The organism is Pseudarthrobacter niigatensis, assembly GCF_030812615.1.
GTDB classification, from domain to species: domain Bacteria; phylum Actinomycetota; class Actinomycetes; order Actinomycetales; family Micrococcaceae; genus Arthrobacter; species Arthrobacter niigatensis.
This window is the reverse complement of record NZ_JAUSTB010000001.1, coordinates 120,172-137,214: the sequence shown is the minus strand read 5'-3', so window position 1 is coordinate 137,214 and position 17,043 is coordinate 120,172. Positions and strand designations below refer to the sequence as shown.

The 17,043-nt window shown below is 67.2% G+C and carries 14 protein-coding genes and 1 pseudogene; 10 read left to right on the top strand and 5 right to left on the bottom strand.

Translation table 11 applies throughout. The features are described from left to right. Nucleotides 1-11 precede the first annotated feature (11 nt). From J2T23_RS00675 to J2T23_RS00655, 5 genes are all read left to right on the top strand, one after another. Complete coding sequence (locus J2T23_RS00675) at nt 12-1,451, top strand: DUF4389 domain-containing protein (RefSeq protein WP_307356351.1); 1,440 nt, start codon at nt 12-14, stop codon at nt 1,449-1,451. Between the two features lie 74 nt (nt 1,452-1,525). After that, on the top strand, nt 1,526-1,993 hold the full coding sequence (locus J2T23_RS00670; RefSeq protein ID WP_307356348.1) for a universal stress protein: 468 nt from the start codon (nt 1,526-1,528) through the stop codon (nt 1,991-1,993). Between the two features lie 43 nt (nt 1,994-2,036). Next, entirely contained in the window at nt 2,037-3,035 is a 999-nt protein-coding gene (locus tag J2T23_RS00665) for a polysaccharide deacetylase family protein (protein ID WP_307356346.1), read from the top strand. Between the two features lie 21 nt (nt 3,036-3,056). Continuing rightward, nucleotides 3,057-3,404 (top strand): SHOCT domain-containing protein, encoded by a 348-nt coding sequence (locus tag J2T23_RS00660; protein ID WP_307356343.1) that lies wholly within the window; start codon nt 3,057-3,059, stop codon nt 3,402-3,404. A gap of 41 nt (nt 3,405-3,445) precedes the next feature. Beyond that, complete coding sequence (locus tag J2T23_RS00655) at nt 3,446-3,763, top strand: DUF3040 domain-containing protein (RefSeq protein WP_141160287.1); 318 nt, start codon at nt 3,446-3,448, stop codon at nt 3,761-3,763. A 3-nt stretch (nt 3,764-3,766) separates the two neighbouring features. On the opposite strand, the gene J2T23_RS00650 is transcribed toward J2T23_RS00655, so the two are convergent. Further along, nucleotides 3,767-4,267 (bottom strand): universal stress protein, encoded by a 501-nt coding sequence (locus J2T23_RS00650; RefSeq protein ID WP_246839673.1) that lies wholly within the window; start codon nt 4,265-4,267, stop codon nt 3,767-3,769. A gap of 245 nt (nt 4,268-4,512) precedes the next feature. On the opposite strand from J2T23_RS00650, the gene J2T23_RS00645 reads away from it, so the two are divergent. Further along, nucleotides 4,513-5,187, top strand: coding sequence for a response regulator (locus tag J2T23_RS00645; RefSeq protein ID WP_168223144.1), 675 nt, complete (start codon nt 4,513-4,515; stop codon nt 5,185-5,187). A gap of 15 nt (nt 5,188-5,202) precedes the next feature. On the opposite strand, the gene J2T23_RS00640 is transcribed toward J2T23_RS00645, so the two are convergent. Further along, a complete protein-coding gene (locus J2T23_RS00640; RefSeq protein WP_307356340.1) occupies nt 5,203-6,885 on the bottom strand; it encodes a GAF domain-containing sensor histidine kinase in 1,683 nt (560 codons plus the stop codon). A gap of 242 nt (nt 6,886-7,127) precedes the next feature. On the opposite strand from J2T23_RS00640, the gene J2T23_RS00635 reads away from it, so the two are divergent. From J2T23_RS00635 to J2T23_RS00620, 4 genes are all read left to right on the top strand, one after another. Then, the gene (locus J2T23_RS00635) at nt 7,128-7,586 is read left to right on the top strand and encodes a pyridoxamine 5'-phosphate oxidase family protein (protein ID WP_307356338.1); all 459 of its coding nucleotides are present in this window, start codon (nt 7,128-7,130) and stop codon (nt 7,584-7,586) included. A 52-nt stretch (nt 7,587-7,638) separates the two neighbouring features. Further along, nucleotides 7,639-8,502: a universal stress protein gene (locus J2T23_RS00630; protein WP_141160285.1), complete on the top strand. Its 864-nt coding sequence runs from the start codon at nt 7,639-7,641 to the stop codon at nt 8,500-8,502. 69 nt (nt 8,503-8,571) lie between these two features. Then, nucleotides 8,572-11,046: an HAD-IC family P-type ATPase gene (locus J2T23_RS00625; RefSeq protein WP_141160284.1), complete on the top strand. Its 2,475-nt coding sequence runs from the start codon at nt 8,572-8,574 to the stop codon at nt 11,044-11,046. A 13-nt stretch (nt 11,047-11,059) separates the two neighbouring features. Then, entirely contained in the window at nt 11,060-11,482 is a 423-nt protein-coding gene (locus J2T23_RS00620; protein WP_141160283.1) for an Hsp20/alpha crystallin family protein, read from the top strand. A gap of 50 nt (nt 11,483-11,532) precedes the next feature. Here J2T23_RS00620 and ppsA read toward each other — a convergent pair. The 3 genes and pseudogenes from ppsA to J2T23_RS00605 form a co-directional block, all read right to left on the bottom strand. Beyond that, a pseudogene (gene ppsA / locus J2T23_RS00615) lies at nt 11,533-13,951 on the bottom strand (phosphoenolpyruvate synthase). Nucleotides 13,952-13,984: 33 nt separating this feature from the next. After that, on the bottom strand, nt 13,985-16,555 hold the full coding sequence (locus tag J2T23_RS00610) for a cation-translocating P-type ATPase (RefSeq protein WP_307356334.1): 2,571 nt from the start codon (nt 16,553-16,555) through the stop codon (nt 13,985-13,987). Continuing rightward, nucleotides 16,552-17,013: a universal stress protein gene (locus J2T23_RS00605; protein WP_141160280.1), complete on the bottom strand. Its 462-nt coding sequence runs from the start codon at nt 17,011-17,013 to the stop codon at nt 16,552-16,554. The genes J2T23_RS00610 and J2T23_RS00605 overlap by 4 nt, the downstream gene beginning before the upstream one ends. Nucleotides 17,014-17,043: the final 30 nt, after the last annotated feature.

Below are 17,043 nucleotides of genomic sequence, written 5' to 3'. Positions count from 1 at the left end.
GGTCCAATGCCATGAAGAAGACCGCGGCCATCATCATGCTCATCCTCGGGATCCTGCTGACCCTCCCGGGCCTGGGCGCGCTGGCAGGCGGGGCCGTGGCGTCAGCCGTGGGAACCATCCAGGGAGATGGCTACCTCACGTCCGGCACGTCCCGTTTCTCCGTCAGTTCCTACGCCCTGACCTCCCCGCGCGCCGACGCCATCGGAGACGATGTTCCGGGCAGGCTGCCCTTCGACGTCGGCACCCTGCGGCTGCGCGTTGAACCGGTGGCCGCGGACAAACCGGTCTTCATCGGCATTGCCCCGCAGGCCGACGCCGAACAGTACCTCTCCGGGGTTCACCACTCGGAACTGCTCAACATCCGCCAACGGCCGTTCCGCGCCGAATACCGCGACGTACCGGGCGGCAACCCGGCTTCACCGCCCGCGGACCAGCGCATCTGGACCGCCTCCGCGTCAGGAACGGGAGCGCAGGAGCTCACCTGGAACATCACGCCCGGCACCTGGGAAGTGGTGGTAATGAACGCCGACGCCTCCGCCGGGATCGATGTGCAGGCGCAGGCCGGCTTCCGTTCCGACCTGATCCGGCCGGCCGCCACGGGACTGCTGGTGGGCGGCATCATCGCCCTGCTGATCGGTGTTCCCCTCCTTATTATTGGGGCCGCCGGGCTGGGCCGGCATACAGTTCCCCCAGCGCCATCCCCCGTAGGAACAGCCGCGGCCGGAGGGCTCCCCGGCTACCCGGCCCGGCTCTTCGGCGAGATTGATCCGGCCCTTACCCGGTGGATGTGGCTGGTCAAGTGGTTCCTTGCGATACCGCACTTCATCCTGCTCTTCTTCCTTTGGTTCGCATTCGCCATCACCACCATCGTGGCCGGATTCGCCATCCTGTTCACCGGCCGCTACCCGCGGGCACTCTTCGACTTCAACGTAGGCGTCCTGCGGTGGAACTGGCGTGTGGCCTTCTACGCTTACGCCGCCGTGGGGACTGACCTTTACCCGCCGTTCACGCTCAAACGGGCCAACTACCCCGCCGACTTCGACGTGGACTACCCACAACGGCTCTCGCGCGGACTGGTCCTGGTGAAGTGGTGGCTCCTGGCCCTCCCCCACCTGCTCCTGGTGGGCGCCTTCGCGGGGACCACGGGAGCTGTCTGGCGGTGGCAGGCCGACGACAACGTCTTCGGCAGCACCTACGAACGGGGTTCCGGCCTGTCCCTGCTCGGCCTGCTGGTGCTGGTCGCGGCAGTGATCCTGCTGTTCACCGGCCGGTACCAGCGCCCGCTATTCGATTTCATCCTCGGCATCGACCGCTGGATCTACCGTGTCCTGGTGTACACCGCGCTGATGCGGGACGAATATCCGCCCTTCCGGCTGGACCAGGGCGCCGCCGAACCCGGCTGGCCCGCCCCGCCCCTTCCCCCGGCCGTGCCGCCGCCCGCTGCGCCATGACCTTCGGCCCTAGCCCCAGCACGCATCCGCAGGCATGATGGGCGGGACAACGCGGGTCCGATGAGGGAGCAGACATGAGCATTGCCGGGGCACCAATAGCCAGGATCGTAGTGGGCGTCGACGGGTCGGAAGCGTCCGTGGAGGCACTTCGGCAGGCCCAGAGGATGGCCATGCCCCTCGGCGCCAAGGTCCAGGCCCTCGCCTGCTGGGAATACCCGCAAATGTACAGCGGCTACGTGATGATGGGCGTCGAGGGCTTCGAGGAGGGTGCCAGGAAGGTCCTCGACGACGCAGTGGAACAAGCCTTCGGAGGCGAGACACCGGCCAACGTCACGTCGACCCTGGTCCGCAGCCATCCCCGCGAAGCGCTGATCGACGCCAGCCGCGAGGCCGACATGGTCGTGGTGGGCCGGCGGGGGCACGGCGGGTTCGGCGGCCTGCTCCTGGGCTCGGTCAGCTCCGCCATCGTGGCGCACGCGCATTGCCCGGTGCTGGTAGTCCACACTCCGGAGACCGAACCCGGCGGCCCCAAAGGTTCCTGAACGGAACATCGGCGGCAAGGACGGCTGACTTCCAAGGCAGGTGATGGTGGTGCCGGCCGGTGAGGTACGACGACGGGCGGCCGCGATGGCGCTCGCCGCCGCCCTGGTGGCCCTCGCCATCATCCTGGCCCTGTTGCTTCCGGCACCCACGGCCGGACCGCCGTCGGCCGCTCCGTCCCCATCAGTGGCGCTTCCGCCGGCGCCGCCGGGATCACCCAGTCCGCCGGCTCCGGGCGGTTCCGCGCCGGCGCAGGAGCTGCAGGAAACCGACACCCCCGAGGCAGGCCAGGCTCCGGTCCTGCCACCCGTGACCGAGCCGCCGGTTCCAGCGCCACCGGTTCCCGAACCAGGGCCACCCGAAGCGCCGGACCAGCCTCCGGAACCGCCCCGGCCGGTGCAGCTTCCGGAGTCCCTCCGCGGCCAGGACCTGACGGTAATCCCCGGCGCCGGCCGCGTAGTGGCCCTCACCTTCGACGCGGGAGCCAACGCGGCAGGGCTGCCAAAAATCCTGTCCGCCCTTGCCGCCCGCGGCGTGCCCGGGACCTTCTTCCTGACCGGGAACTGGGCGGCGAACAACCCGCAGGCCGTGGCGCAGATCGCGGCCGCCGGGCACCGGGTGGCCAACCATTCAATGACCCATCCGGTGTTCACCGGGCTGGGCGATGACCAGATCGTCCAGCAGGTGCGCGGTGCAGAGCAGGCCATCCTGGCGGCCGGTGCCGACCCCAGGCCGCTGTTCCGCTTCCCCTACGGCGAACGCGACGCCCGCACCATCGCGGCGGTCAACGCACTGGGCTATGCGGCCGTGAGGTGGACCGTGGACACCCTGGGCTGGAAGGGGACCAGCGGCGGCGTGGACGTCCAAACGGTGGCAGACCGCGTCCAGGCGGGACTGCGGCCCGGCGAAATCGTCCTGATGCACATCGGGTCCAACCCCGACGACGGGACCACGCTCGATGCCGACGCCCTCCCCGCGGTCATCGACCGCGTCACGGCGGCGGGGTATGGTTTCGCCACGCTCGACGCCCTGCTGGGCCACTGACCCCGGGCCGGAACAGGACCAATGGCTCTCCCCCGCACCCCTGTGGGGCCAGATACTGGAACGGAAAGCGGGCGGCTGGCGTCCGCCTTCATGGGACCGGAGGTCGCGGAAGTGTACGGCTGGAACGATGGCATGGGCCTGTGGGGCTATGTCCTGATGAGCATCAGCATAGTGGTGGTCTGGGGTGCGATCATTACCGGCATCGTGCTGCTGGCCCGTTCCCTGCGGGCACCCTCCCCCTACGGCGCCCATCCACAGCCCCCTCGGACGGCCGAGGACGTACTGGCCGAGCGCTTCGCCCGCGGGGAGATCGACGCCGCGGAATACCAAAACAGGTTGGCCGTCCTGCGCGGCCACCCGGGTCCCTGAGACCGTCGTTCCCGCAGGCAAAAGGACAGTGGGCTGCAGCCATGCCACTCTCTGAATTCGAGAAACGCGAACTCGACCTGATCAGCAATGCCCTGGAGTCGGAAGACCCCAGGCTGGCTGCCCTGCTCAACAAGGATGCCTTTGCCGTTTCGCTGCGTACCCGCTTCCGGCGCGGACTGGCCCTGGTTGCCGCGGGCGCGGCCGTCCTGATCCTGGGGCTGGTGGTCCGGGTCCCGCTGCTGGGTATCGCGGGGTTCGCGGTCATGAACGGGGCAGCCTACTGGGCCATCAAGGACCTCCGCTGGTCCCTGCGCACCACCAACCGCCATGCCACCCAACTGGAAGGCAACAGCGAATAAGCGTCAGGGCGCGGCAGTGGAATGGGCCGCGCCGGCGTCAGCCTTGGCTCCGGCTTCCGGGGCGTGCACCACCAGCACCGGGCAGTAGGCATGGCTCACGCAGGCTGAACTGACCGAGCCGGGCACGAAGTTTCCGTGCCCCCGCCTCCCGACAATCAGCAGTGAGGCGTTTCGGCTCGCATCGATCAGTGCGGGGCCGGGCCTGCCGCGCACCAGGCGGGGGTGCACGAAGGACGGCACCTCACCGAAAGCGTCCGCCAGCGTCTGTTGGAGTACCTGGTCGGCGGCATACTTGAAGCCCTCGATCCCCACGGCGAGGTACACCCCGTAGCCCGCTGGAACGTCCCAGCATGCCCAGGCTTCCACCGGTGCTGAGAGGGGCTCCGCCATGGCCCGGGCCACCCGCAGCGCTGCGACGGATGCCTCGGATCCGTCCACTCCCACAATGATCCTGGGACGCTGGCCGGAGCCGGGCACCGCCGCCCCGTTCCCATGTTCTGCCACGTTGCCTCCTGTTTTCTCCCACCCCAGCGTGGACCGGAAGGGGTGCGGAGAACAGGGCCAAAGGTCATCACGGCGGAACGCTGCTGTGGTGCCGGCCGCAGCCGCGGCGGCGACCTGCGGGGCCGGCCGGACTTTGGTCCCTTCCCGCGCACCGCTGCGCAGGGAACAATGGGACCAGGCCCTTCCCGGGGGCCGCCCCGCGCAGGCGGGTTGAATCGTGGAGATTGTGGGAGCGTTCGGTGCAGATGCATGAGACTGGGGCTGATGAAGCGGCGGGATCTCCCGGGCAGGTCCGTGTGTTCATCCTTGATGACCACGAACTCGTCCGGCAGGGGCTGAAGGACCTGTTGGAGGGCGAAGGGTTCCTCGTGGTGGGCGAGAGCGGGTCCGCGGCAGAAGCCACGCGGCGCATCCCCGCGCTGCACCCGGACATCGCCATCCTCGACGGCCGGCTTCCGGACGGCACCGGGATCGAGGTCTGCCGGGATGTGCGCTCGCTTGATCCCCGCCTGCGCTGCCTGATCCTCACCAGCTACGACGACGAACAGGCCCTCCGGGGAGCGGTCCTGGCCGGCGCATCCGGGTACATCCTGAAGCAGATCAGGAGTGATGACCTCCTGGCCGGAATCCGGAGGGCTGCTGCCGGTGAGTCACTCTTCGATCCGGGAGTTGAGCAGCAGATCATTGCGGGCCTGTCCACGGCGCCTACCGACCCCCGGCTGGACGGCTTGAGCGCGCAGGAGAAGAAGGTCCTGGCCCTGATCGGCCAGGGGCTGACCAACCGCCAAATCGGCGATGACCTGTTCCTGGCCGAAAAAACCGTCAAGAACTACGTTTCGTCCATCCTGGCCAAACTGGGCTTCGAGCGCCGGACGCAGGCAGCAGTCTTCGTCACCAGGAGTTCCACGGACCCTGCCTGACGCCGCCGCCCGGGGCTACGCCAGCGGGACCGACCATTTCAGGCAGGTGCCCATGCCGGGTGCACTGTCAATGGTGCAACTGCCCTTCAGTTGGCCTGCGCGTTGGCGCATGTTCGCCAGGCCGCTTTCGTGGCCCGGTTCGGCGAAGCCCCGGCCGTTGTCGCTGATGAGGAGCTGCACATGGTCCCGGCCCACGGCCACCGACACCTGGATGTCTTCCGCCCCCGAGTGCCGCAGGGCATTGCTGAGTCCCTCCGACGCCACGGACAGCAGGTGGACGGCCACGTCTTCCCCCACCGAATCCACCGGCCCGTCCAGGGATACCTTGGGCGTCACCGCATAGCTGCGGGAGCTTTCCCTGACCACCCGCAGGATCCGGCCGGTCAACGGTTCGCGTTCCTCGTCAGCGGTCCTGAGCGAGTAGATGGTGTCCCGCAGCTTGCGGATGGTGTCATCGAGTTCGGTGGTCACGGCGGCAATCCGTTCGTGCGCTACCGGGTCAAGGGTGTAGCGGCGCAGGCTCTGGATGCTGAGTCCGGCTGCGAACAGGCGCTGGATCACCAGGTCATGCAGGTCCCGGGCAATCCGTTCCCGGTCGGTGAAAAGGAGGTTCTTTTCACGCAGTGCGTTCACGCGGGCCAGGTCCAGCGCCAGGCCGATGCGGCTTCCAAAAACGGCACTGGACTCCGCTTCCGCCTGCGTGAACACGGGGGCCCCGTGGGCGCGGGCCAGGAGGAGCACCCCGTTGTTGGCGGAACTGTGCCCCAGCGGGCACACCAGGACGGAGCCGAGCTTCTCCGCCACCCCGCCGTCGAAAACCTGCCGCGGGTCCCGCGCCACGAATGAGCCGCCGTCCTGGATGACGTTGGACACGGCACTGGAGGCCATCAGTTCCTGGCCCGACTGGAGGCCCTGGACACCAAGGCATGACCGGCATCTCAGGGCTCCGTCGCCGGCAGGAACGGCGATCACCGCAAGCACCGAGTCGGAGACCTTCAATGCGGTGCCGGCAACGAGGTCGAGGTTATCCGGGTCCCCCGGTTGGGAGGCCATGATCAGGCGGCTGCTCAGTTCCATGCCTGCCTCCAGCCATCGCTGCCGGCGGCTGCTGTTTTCAAAGAGGCGGGCATTCTGGATTGCCACGCCGGCCGCCGCCGCCAAGGCTACAGCGAGATCTTCATCCTCCGCGGTGAAGTCCTGGCCCCCCTGCTTCTCGGTCAGGTAGAGGTTTCCGAACACTTCGTCGCGGACGCGGACAGGGACGCCAAGGAAGGTCTTCATGGGCGGGTGGTTCGGCGGAAACCCGGAGGTGATGGGGTGCCGGCCCAGGTCGTGGAGGCGCAGGGGCTTCGGTACGCGGATGAGCAGGCCCAGGACGCCATGGCCGGTGGGCAGCTCGCCAATGGCACGGATACCTTGCTCATCGATGCCCACGGTTATGAAGTGGCTCAGCCTGCGGTCCTCGCCGATGACACCCAGCGCGCCGTACCCCGCCCCAACCAAGGCACAGGCCGAACGGACAAGGCGGTCCAAAACGGCCTCCAGGCTAAGGTCCTGGGCGAGCGCAACCACGGCCGCCAACAGTCCGTTGATCCGCTCCTGGTTGTCCGGCGGTTCGTCTCCCCGGACAGCGAAGTCCCGGAGCAGGTCCTCCACCGTGTCCCGCGTCGGGGAGCGCCACGGTTGCTCAGTGCCCACGTCCCACCTCCTGCGGAAGGAACCTGCGGCGCTGCGGATCCCTGGCGCGGTCTAAGTGTCCGAAACGGAAGTGCCGGCCTCCGCCCCCAATTCCGCCTTCACATGAGCATGAAGACGCTTCTCCTCCAATGGTAGGAGAGCAGGGCGAAAAATACCCTCAGTAGTCTTGGTATCGGCCCCCGGCCCGTTGGGCGGGACCTTCTTCCCTAGCCGCGGCGGCCCCACCGCCCTAGGCTACGCCCATGAACAGCGCAGCGACAGAACCGGAAATCAAGGAACTCGGCGTCCACGACTGCTGGCGGTACCTCCGATCCACGTCCCTTTGCAGGATCGCCTTCACCGACGGGGGCGGGGTGGAAAACTACCCCGTGAACTTTGTCCCCACTAACGGCACGCTGCTCATCCGTACCGGCGAAGGAACAAAGCTGGCCTCCCTTCCGGACCGGAAGGCGGTGGCCGTCGAAGCGGACGGAATGAACCAGTACGGCACCATCGCCTGGAGCGTCATCCTGAAGGGCCATGCCATGGTGGTGTCCGACGACGAGGAAATCAGGGATGCCATGGAGGCGGGCCTGTCCCCGTGGCAGCCGGGCCGGAAAAACGTCCTGGTCCGGATCACGCCGGAGGACATCAACGGCCGCCGGTTCGTCATCTCCGCCCCAACCCATTGGTGGCCGCCCCGGGAGCCCACCGCAGACTAGGCCATGCAGCCCCACCCCTCACCACTCACCGAACCAGCAAAGGATGGTCCCCATGGCACCTGCCAAGCCAATCGCCGTCGGCATCTCAGAAACTTCCGCGGCCAATGCTGCCCTAATGTGGGCAGCTGCCCGGGCCAACCGGCTCCACTGCCCGCTCGCCGTCGTGAACGTTGTTGACGACCGTTGGATGGCAGCAGAAGTCCTGCCCTACCTGGAAGTCCTGCGTGAATCCGGCCTTGGGCTGCTGAAGGAGGCCGGCGAAAAGGCCACCGCCGCCCAACCGGGCCTGGAGGTCTCGCTGCAGCTCCTCGAAGGCGGCGTGGGGGCTGCACTGGGTGATTATTCCAAGAATGCCTCCATGCTTGTCATCGGGACCAGCGGGCACAACCGCGGCGCCCTGACGGACCGGGCGCTCCAGGCGGCTGCAACGGCCGAGTGCCCCGTGGCCGTCATCGGCGACGGCCAGTCGGAGGGCCGCGGCATCCTGGTCGGCGTGGACGGGTCACGGGAGGCAACCCAGGCAGTAGCGTTTGCGGCCGCCGAAGCTGACGCGCTGGGCGAGGAGCTGACAATTCTCTACGCTTTCACCGGCCCCAACCGGTGGATCGCTGCAGGACTCCCGCAGAGCAGCTTCGCCACCCATGTGGTCGAGGAGGAACGGATCGTGCTGTCCGAAACAGAAGCCGGCCTCCGGCAGGACTATCCGGACCTCGCGGTACACACCGTCATGGAAACCGTGCTGGAACCGGCGGACGCCCTGCTGCGCGCTGCCGCCGGCGCCCGGCTGCTGGTCCTGGGAAGCCGCGGAAAAGGTGCCTTCGGGAGGTTCGTCCTGGGGTCCACGGCGCATGCCGTGCTCACCCAACCACCGTGCCCCACCGTGATCACCCGGATGCACAAGCAACACGACGGCTGACCGGGCCTGCCGCCTGGCCGCACGATGCCGATACCTGCGGACCCCAGTGCACCGCGCCCGGGAGTGGACATGCGCCGTTCCCGGGACGGGCTCTCCACCGCCGAAGTAGGTGAGCGGACCGCTGCCGGGCGCGTCAACAGTGTGCCGACGGCAACCAGCAGGAGTGCCGGCGAGATCATCCAGGCGAATGTGTTCACCCTCTTCAATGCGGTGGTGGGAGGGTGTTTCATCCTGCTGCTGGTTTTGGGCCAGTGGCGGGACGCGCTCTTCGGCCTGTCAGCAGTCAGCAACTCACTGATCGGCATTATCCAGGAGTACCGGGCCAAGCGGTCCCTCGACCAGCTGGCCATATTGCAGGCAGCCAGGAACATGGTGGTCCGGAACGGTGCCCGGGAAGTCATCTCCTCGGAAGATCTGGTTCCTGATGACCTCGTTTTGCTCAATGCCGGAGACCAGGTCACGGCAGACCTGTTGCTCATCGGCAACAGCCCGCTCGAAGTTGACGAGTCCCTGCTGACCGGCGAATCCGAGCCCGTCCCCAAACAGGACGGGGCCGTCCTGCTGTCCGGTTCACTGATCCTCGCGGGAAACGGGCAAGCCACCGTGCTCCGGGTTGGACCTGAAACGTCCGCTTACCGGCTGGCCGCCGAGGCACGGCGGTTCTCCCTGGTCACGTCGGAGATCCGCAGGAGCCTGGAGAAGGTCTTCACCGTCATCACCTGGCTGCTCCTGCCCGTTGCCTTGCTGCTCACTAATGCGCAGATGCAGGACCAGGGCGGTTGGGGCGGAGCGATGGGATCGGGACGGTGGGTACCGGCGGTCGTGGGAGCCGTCGCCGGCATCATGGCCATGATTCCCCTGGGGCTCCTCCTGATGACCAGCGTGGCGTTTGCCGTGGGCGGGCTTCGGCTTGCCCGCCAGAAAGTCCTGATCCAGGAACTCGCCGCCGTGGAAGTACTGGCACGGGTGGACGTCCTCTGCCTGGATAAAACGGGCACACTGTCCTCCGGCTCCATGGTCTTCGATGCCGTCCACCACACCGGGGACGTCTGCCCACCCGGGTGGCGGCGGGCGGTGGAATGGTTTGGCGCCAGCCCGGACGCGAGCAGTACCGCTGCGGCGATCGGGGCAGCCTTTCCTGCCGAGATTCCGCTCACGGAGCAGGATTCAGTCCCGTTCTCCTCCGCCCGGAAGTGGAGTTCGGTGACGTTCGCGCCGGAATCCGCCGCTCCCGGAACGTGGGTCCTCGGAGCCCCCGACTCGGTGCTCGGCTCCCCTGGCTGCGGCAAGGTGCACGGCATGGCGGTGGCCCTCGCATCCACCGGGCTGAGGACGCTGGCACTGGCACATCTCCCGGGACCGCTGCCGCCGGATGCCGCAGGGACTGACCTGCCGCCGGAGCTGGTGCCGGTCCTGCTGCTCACCTTCCGTGAGAGCATTCGTGCCGACGCCGCGGCAACGCTGGATTACTTCCGCCGGCAGGGGGTTACCGTCAAGATCATCTCCGGTGACGATCCCCGGACGGTGGCAGCGCTGGCCCGCGGGGTGGGCTTTGGAACCGGGACTGCCTACGACGCACGGACGCTTCCCGGCGATCCGCTCCTGCTGGAGGAAGTCGTCGAGTCCCAAGACCTCTTCGGAAGTGTGACGCCATCCCAGAAGCGGGACCTGGTCCAGGCCCTGAAGCGACGGGGACATACCGTGGCAATGACCGGGGACGGAGTGAACGACGTCCTGGCCCTCAAGGAGGCGGACCTGGGAATCGCCATGGACTCGGCGTCGCCTGCGACCAAGGCCGTGGCACGTATGGTCCTCCTCGACGGGCGTTTCGAAAGGCTGCCCGCTGTAGTGGACGAGGGACGCCGCGCCATCAGCAACATCGAACGCGTCTCCCTGGTCTTCCTGAGCAAGACCGTCTACGCAACGGTCATCTCCGTGGTCACCGGCATCCTGTTACTGGCCTTTCCGTTCCTGCCGCGCCAGCTTTCCGCCCTGGACGGCCTGACCATCGGCCTGCCGGCGTTCTTCCTGGCCCTGCAGCCAGGCGGCCAGCGCTACGCCGCCGGGTTCCTGCGGCGTTCCCTGACCTTCGCGGTCCCGGCAGGAACCTGCACGGCCCTGTGCGTCCTGGCGGTCAGCGCATATGGGCAGTTATGGGGCGGACACAGCCTTGCGTCCGCGCAGTCTGCGGCCACCATAACCCTGGGACTGGTGGCGGCGTGGATCCTGGTGATGGCATCGCGCCCCCTCAACTGGACCAAGGTGCTGATCCTCGCCGGGATGTACGCGGGACTGGTCCTGTTGTTCAGCCTCCCATTGACGCAGGACTTCTTCCGGGTGGAGTGGCCGCCCTCCGGACTCCTTGCCGTGTCCGTTGCGGTTGCGGTTGCCGGGTGCCTGGCCATCGAAATTGTTGGCCGTTTCACCCGCCGGCCGTCCACGCCTGCCCGCGGAACAGGGCTGGGACCTTTGGCTCTGGAACCGGATTCCCGGGAAGGGGATGGTGGAACTGCCGGGCAACGCGATGGACCGGCATCCACCTGAGCAGGAGACAACAATGAATGACCTGATGAAATGGTTCGACAACCGCCGCTCCCCCATGGACGTCATCGAACGCCTTTTTGAAGGCGATGTGGGGACGTCCGCCATCCGGGTTGAAGAGATGGTGGACGGCAATACGCTGGTGGTGCGCGCCGAACTGCCCGGCGTCGACCCGGAGAAGGACGTGGACGTGACGGTCACCGACGGCGTCCTGACGATCAAAGGCGAACGGCAGGAAAAGAAGGAACACAAGGACAAGGACAGCTACCGTTCCGAGTTCCGCTACGGTTCGTTTGTCCGGCGGATTCCCCTCCCAAGTGGAGTTCAGCAGGGCGACATAACGGCATCGTACAAGGATGGAGTCCTTGAAGTCCGGGCGCCAATGCCGGACCAGGGACAGGCAGCCGCGGCGTCGAAGATCCCCATCAGCCGGGGTTAGGAACAGCCAGGTTACGACGCCGGTGCCTGGCCCTGTGAGGGCCAGGCAGTTTATTGCCCCTTGGCCAGGGCTGCCTCCGCTGCCGCAATGACGGGCAGCGTCCTGACGTAGGTATCAGGATTCAGGGACACCGAGTCGATTCCCTCCCTGACCAGGAACTCCGCCAGGTCCGGATGGTTGCTGGGCCCCTGTCCGCAGATTCCGATTTTGATGCCGGCGGCGTGGGCCTTGCTGATCGCCTGGGCAATCATGGACATCACTGCCGGGTCCCGCTCATCGAACAATCCTGCAAGCTCCTCGGAGTCGCGGTCCACACCCAGCACCAGCTGGGTGAGATCGTTGGACCCGATGGAGAAGCCGTCAAAACGCTTGGCGAATTCCCCGGCCAGGACCACGTTGGACGGGATTTCGCACATCATGTAGAGCTGGAGCCCTTCCTGGCCGCGGACCAGCCCTTGCTCCTCCATCGCCTCGATGACCTGGTCCGCCTCGCGCACGGTGCGGCAGAACGGAACCATGACAATGACGTTGCCGAATCCAGCCCGTTCCCGCACGCGTTTGAGGGCCCTGCACTCCAGTGCGAACCCTTCACGGTAGTGGCTGCTGTAGTAGCGTGAGGCGCCGCGGAACCCCAGCATGGGATTTTCCTCCGCACGCTCGAAAGCACTGCCGCCAATGAGGTGGCTGTATTCGTTGCTCTTGAAGTCGCTGAGCCGGACGATCACCGGCTTTGGGGTGGAAGGGCGCCGCGATCTTGGCTATTCCGGTTGCCAGCACGTCGATAAAGTACTCCTGCGGATCCGGGTAGCCGCTGGTGAGCTGCCGTATCAGGGCCGCCTCTTCCGGATCCGACACCTTTTCGGGATGGACCAGTGCCATCGGGTGGATGCGGACCAGGTTGTTGATGATGAACTCCATGCGGGCCAGGCCCACGCCGGCGGCGGGTAAACGCCACCACTTGAAGGCTGCCGCCGGGCTCGCAATGTTGATCATCACGGCCGTGCGGGTGGCTGGCAGTGCGTGCATGTCCACGTCTTCCACGGAGAACTCCAACAGCCCCTCGTAGACGCGGCCCTCCTCGCCTTCCGCGCAGGACAAGGTGACCTCGACGCCGTCGGAAAGCACCTCGGTGGCGTTGCGGGACCCCACGACGGCGGGCACCCCCAATTCGCGGCTGACGATCGCTGCGTGGCTGGTTGGACCGCCGTGGTCGGTGATGATGCCCGCGGCCCGCTTCATGATGGGCACCCAGTCCGGGTCAGTCATCCGGGTGACCAGCACGGAGCCATCAACAAAGGACTCGATGTCCTTTGCATCCTGGACCACGCATGCCCGGCCTTTGGCGATGGAGTCACCGATTGCTGCCCCGGTGACGAGGACCCGGCCGGGCTTTGCCAGGTGGTACGTGCGGAAGCTGGACGTGCTCCGGCGCGCCTGCACCGTTTCCGGCCGGGCCTGCACCATGAAGAGTTCGCCGGTCACGCCGTCCTTGGCCCACTCCATATCCATCGCACGGCCGTAGTGGTCTTCTACGGCCACTGCCCACCGGGCCAGCAGGACCACTTCCGTGTCATTCAGCACCAGCGAGCGCTGCTCCCGCTCCGTAGTATCGACCATCCGGGTCCGGGCATCCCCGCCCTGGCTGTAGACCATCTTGCGTTCTTTGGCCCCGATCTCCCTCTCGATGACCGGGCTGAAGCGCTGGTCTGCGAGGAGCCCCTTGAAGACCTGGTACTTGTCCGGGTTGATGGTCCCCTGGACCACTGTCTCCCCCAGTCCCCAGGCCGCACTGATAACCACCACGCCGGGGAATCCGGATTCGGTATCGAGCGAGAACATCACGCCGGATGCGCCAACGTCCGAACGGACCATATGTTGCACGCCGACGGACAGGGCAACGTCCATGTGGCCGTACCCCTTCATTTCGCGGTAGCTGATGGCCCGGTCCGTAAACAGCGAGGCGTAGCAGCGCCGGCACGCGTCGAGGACCCCGCGCTCGCCGGCCACGTTAAGGAAGGTTTCCTGCTGCCCGGCAAAGCTGGCATCCGGCAGGTCTTCCGCTGTGGCGCTGCTGCGGACCGCAACGGAAACCGAGGGCTGCCCGGCCCGTTGGCAGAGGTTCCGGTAGTGCTCCTGGATGTCCGCGGCGATGCTTTCCGGGAAGGTTGCCTGCAGGAAGAGTTCGCGGATCGCGGCCCCCGCCTGGCGCAGCGTGAGGGTCCCGGCGCGCTGTTCCTCCATGTGCATCTTGATCCGGGGCTCCAGGTTATTGGCAGCAAGGAATGCCCGGTAGGCGGCCGCAGTGGTGGCGAACCCTTCGGGAACCCTGACTCCTGCGGATTGGAGGGCCCGGCTGAGCTCCCCGAGGGAGGCGTTCTTTCCTCCCACGGAGGGGATGTCCGCGATTCCGGTGTCCTCGATCCATACGACGTTCGCGACTGTAACGGAGGATTCTGCGGCGGCACTCATGGCTCGATTGTTGCCGGGGGCAGCAGGGGGCAGTCAGAGGCTTTGGTCCTTGGTGCGGCGCAGGCGCCCCCGGACGGATTTGTGGATCCAGTCCGCCAGCAGGACAGCGGGGGCTGCCAAGAGGGCGAGGAGGAGCCCTTCGGGGGGCGGCGGGGACTGGCCCAGCAGCGCAGCGAGCGACGGCAGGTACAGGCACGCCCCCAGGATGGCAGCTTCTGCGAGCACGGCCCAGACCAGGAGCCGGTTCGTTCCCCAGCCCAGTTTCCATGGGGGCACCGTTGCGCTCCGGCAGGCGAAGGCGTTGGCGAGTTGTCCCAGGACGACGGCGGTGAAGGCGGCCCCGGAAGCGGCCATCAGCAACGGCACCTGCGGGTCCCGTACCCGGGTCCAGCCGCCGCCTGCCAGGACAGCGGAGAACACGGCCATTTCGACTGCCGCTTCCACCGGGCCCAGGATGCAGAACACGCGGATGATCAGGCGCCGGTCCATGAGGTGCCGGCGTTCGGGCGGCCGGGTCAGCACGCGCCTCCCCGGCGGCTCGGCACCCAGGGCGAGCGCCGGCAGCAGGTCGGTGCCGATGTCCAGGGCGAGGATCTGGAGGACACCCAAGGCCAGCGGAAAGTGGCCGCCGGAGAGCGCCCAGATGACGAAAGGGGTCAGTTCGGCCACGTTGTCGGTGAGGTGGTAGGTGAGGAAACGGTGGATGTTGGCGTACGTTGCCCGGCCTTGTTCGATGGCGGCCACAATGGTGCCGAAGTGGTCATCGAGGAGGACCAGGTCCGCGGCTTCGCGCGCCACGTCGGTTCCGCTCAGGCCCATGGCCACCCCGATGTCGGCTTCACGCAGGGCCGGGCCGTCGTTGACGCCGTCGCCGGTCATGGCGACCACGTGCCCGCGGGACTGCAGGGCCCTGGCGACCCGAAGTTTTTGCTCGGGTGAGACCCTGCTGACCACCACTCCGTCACGGTCCAGGAGTGCTCCGAGCACCTGGTCGTCTTCCGGCAGTGCTGCGCCTTCCAGTACGTATTCCGGCGTTCCCGTCAAACCAATCTGCCGGGCGATCGCGGCGGCGGTGGCCGGATGGTCCCCGGTAATCATGGCCACCCTTAGACCTGCCTGCCGGGCTGTGCGGATCACGTCCCCAACGTCCGGCCGCGGCGGGTCCTGCAGCCCGATCAGGCCCAGCAGTTCCATGCCCGTTTCGAGCTCCGCTGCGGCCGCGGACTGCCATGTTCCAGGGGCGCCTCCTAGCCGCCGGCGGGCCACCGCAATGACGCGCAGGCCCCGGTTCGCCATCACGTCCAGCTGGTCCCTGACCGGGCCAGGAACGGACTCGCATACGGGAAGGACGGTTTCCGGGGCACCTTTACAGAAAAGGTCCTGCCCCACGATCGCTGACTCCCTGCGCCGGGCAGGATCGAACGGGAACCGCCGCGACGGCACGGGCCCGGACACTGTGCCCGTAAGCCTGCGTGCCAGGACGTCCATGGCCGCTTCCATCGGATCACCCTGGGCACGCCATTGTCCGTCGTGGAGCTCGGCACGGCCCTGGGAAGCGGTGCGGGCAGCGAGCGCGGCCTGGGCAGCTTTCTCGACGCCACGGCCTTCGATGTGCGCCTCAGGGGCGTAACCGTCCCCTGCCACGTGGATGGCGCCGTCGGCCGTGAAGACTTCGACGGCGTTCATCCGGTTCTGCGTCAGGGTCCCGGTTTTGTCCGTGCAAATAAAAGTGGTTGAGCCCAGGGTTTCCACTGCTTCGAGGTTGCGGACCAGTCCGTTGCGCGATGCCATGCGCTGGGCGCCCATGGCCAGGGACAGCGTGACGGTGGGCAGGAGTCCTTCCGGCACCAGCGCTACGGCAACGCCAATGGAGAACAGGAACGAATCGCGCCACTGGAATCCCACCAGCAGCGATGCCAGGAAGAAGACCGCCGCGATGCCCAATGCCATGCCCGCCGTAACCCGGACAATCCGCCGCAATTCCAGGGACAGGGGTGTTGGTGGCGGAACGGCAGCGCTGGTGAGGGCGGCGATCCCCGCGAGCCTGGTCTTGGCGCCTGTTGCGGCGACGGCGGCCTCCCCGTAACCGTTGACCAGGAAGGTGCCGCCCCAGGCCTGGTCCCCTGCGGTTTTGGGTACCGGGTCGCTTTCGCCCGTCAGCATCGATTCGTCCACCGCGCAGGCCTGGGCAGTCAAGAGGACCACATCTGCCGGTACGCGGTCGCCGGCAGACAGCAGCACCACATCTCCCACCACCAGTTCACTGGCGTGGACCTTTCGCACCTTTCCGTCCCGCCGGGCCAGTACGTCCGCCGGCAGCAGTCCCCGCAGTTTCGCGGCGGCGTGCTGGGCGCGTTCCTGCTGGATGTGGGCGAACACCCCGTTGACTATGACGACGACGATGATCGCCACTGCCAGTTGCGGCATGTCCGCGATGAAGGCCAGCGCGGCGGCGCACCACAGCATGAGGGCGAAGAAGTGCGTCATCTCGCCCCAGAGCTTCCGCCACTGGGATACGGGTTTCTCAGTGGGGAGCTGGTTGGGGCCTGCCTGTTTCAGGAGTTGCGCGGCCTCCGCTGAGCTCAGGCCCTCAGCGGTCCTCACACGGCGTCCGCCTCCTGCCCTACCAGGAGTACCGGGCAGTTGGAGTGGGCGGCGCAGGCCTTGCTGACCGAGCCCATGGCTGCCTTCAGCAGGCCGCCCTCGCCGTGCCGTCCCACCACCAGCATCTGCGCCCGCCGGCTCTCCTCCACCAGCACCTTTGCCGGTGGTCCAAACTTGATGGTGACGTCGATGTTTTCGGGCCGGTCGCCGGAGAAGGCCCGGCCCAGGGCGTCCTCGACCAGCCGGCCCGCCGCATCCTCAAGCCTGGCGGTGAATTGCCGGTCCGCCCCTTCGAGGCGTGACATCACCAGGTAGTCAGGCATCCCGACGCAGGAGATGACTTCGAGGCGGGTGCCTAGACGGGCTGCCAGCGTGCCCGCGTAGCGAAGCGCGGCGGAGGAGTATTCGGAACCGTCCACACCCACGATGACGGGCTTGGCCCCTGTTTCTGCGTTCATGGGAACCACGATCCCGGCCGGGCAATGCCG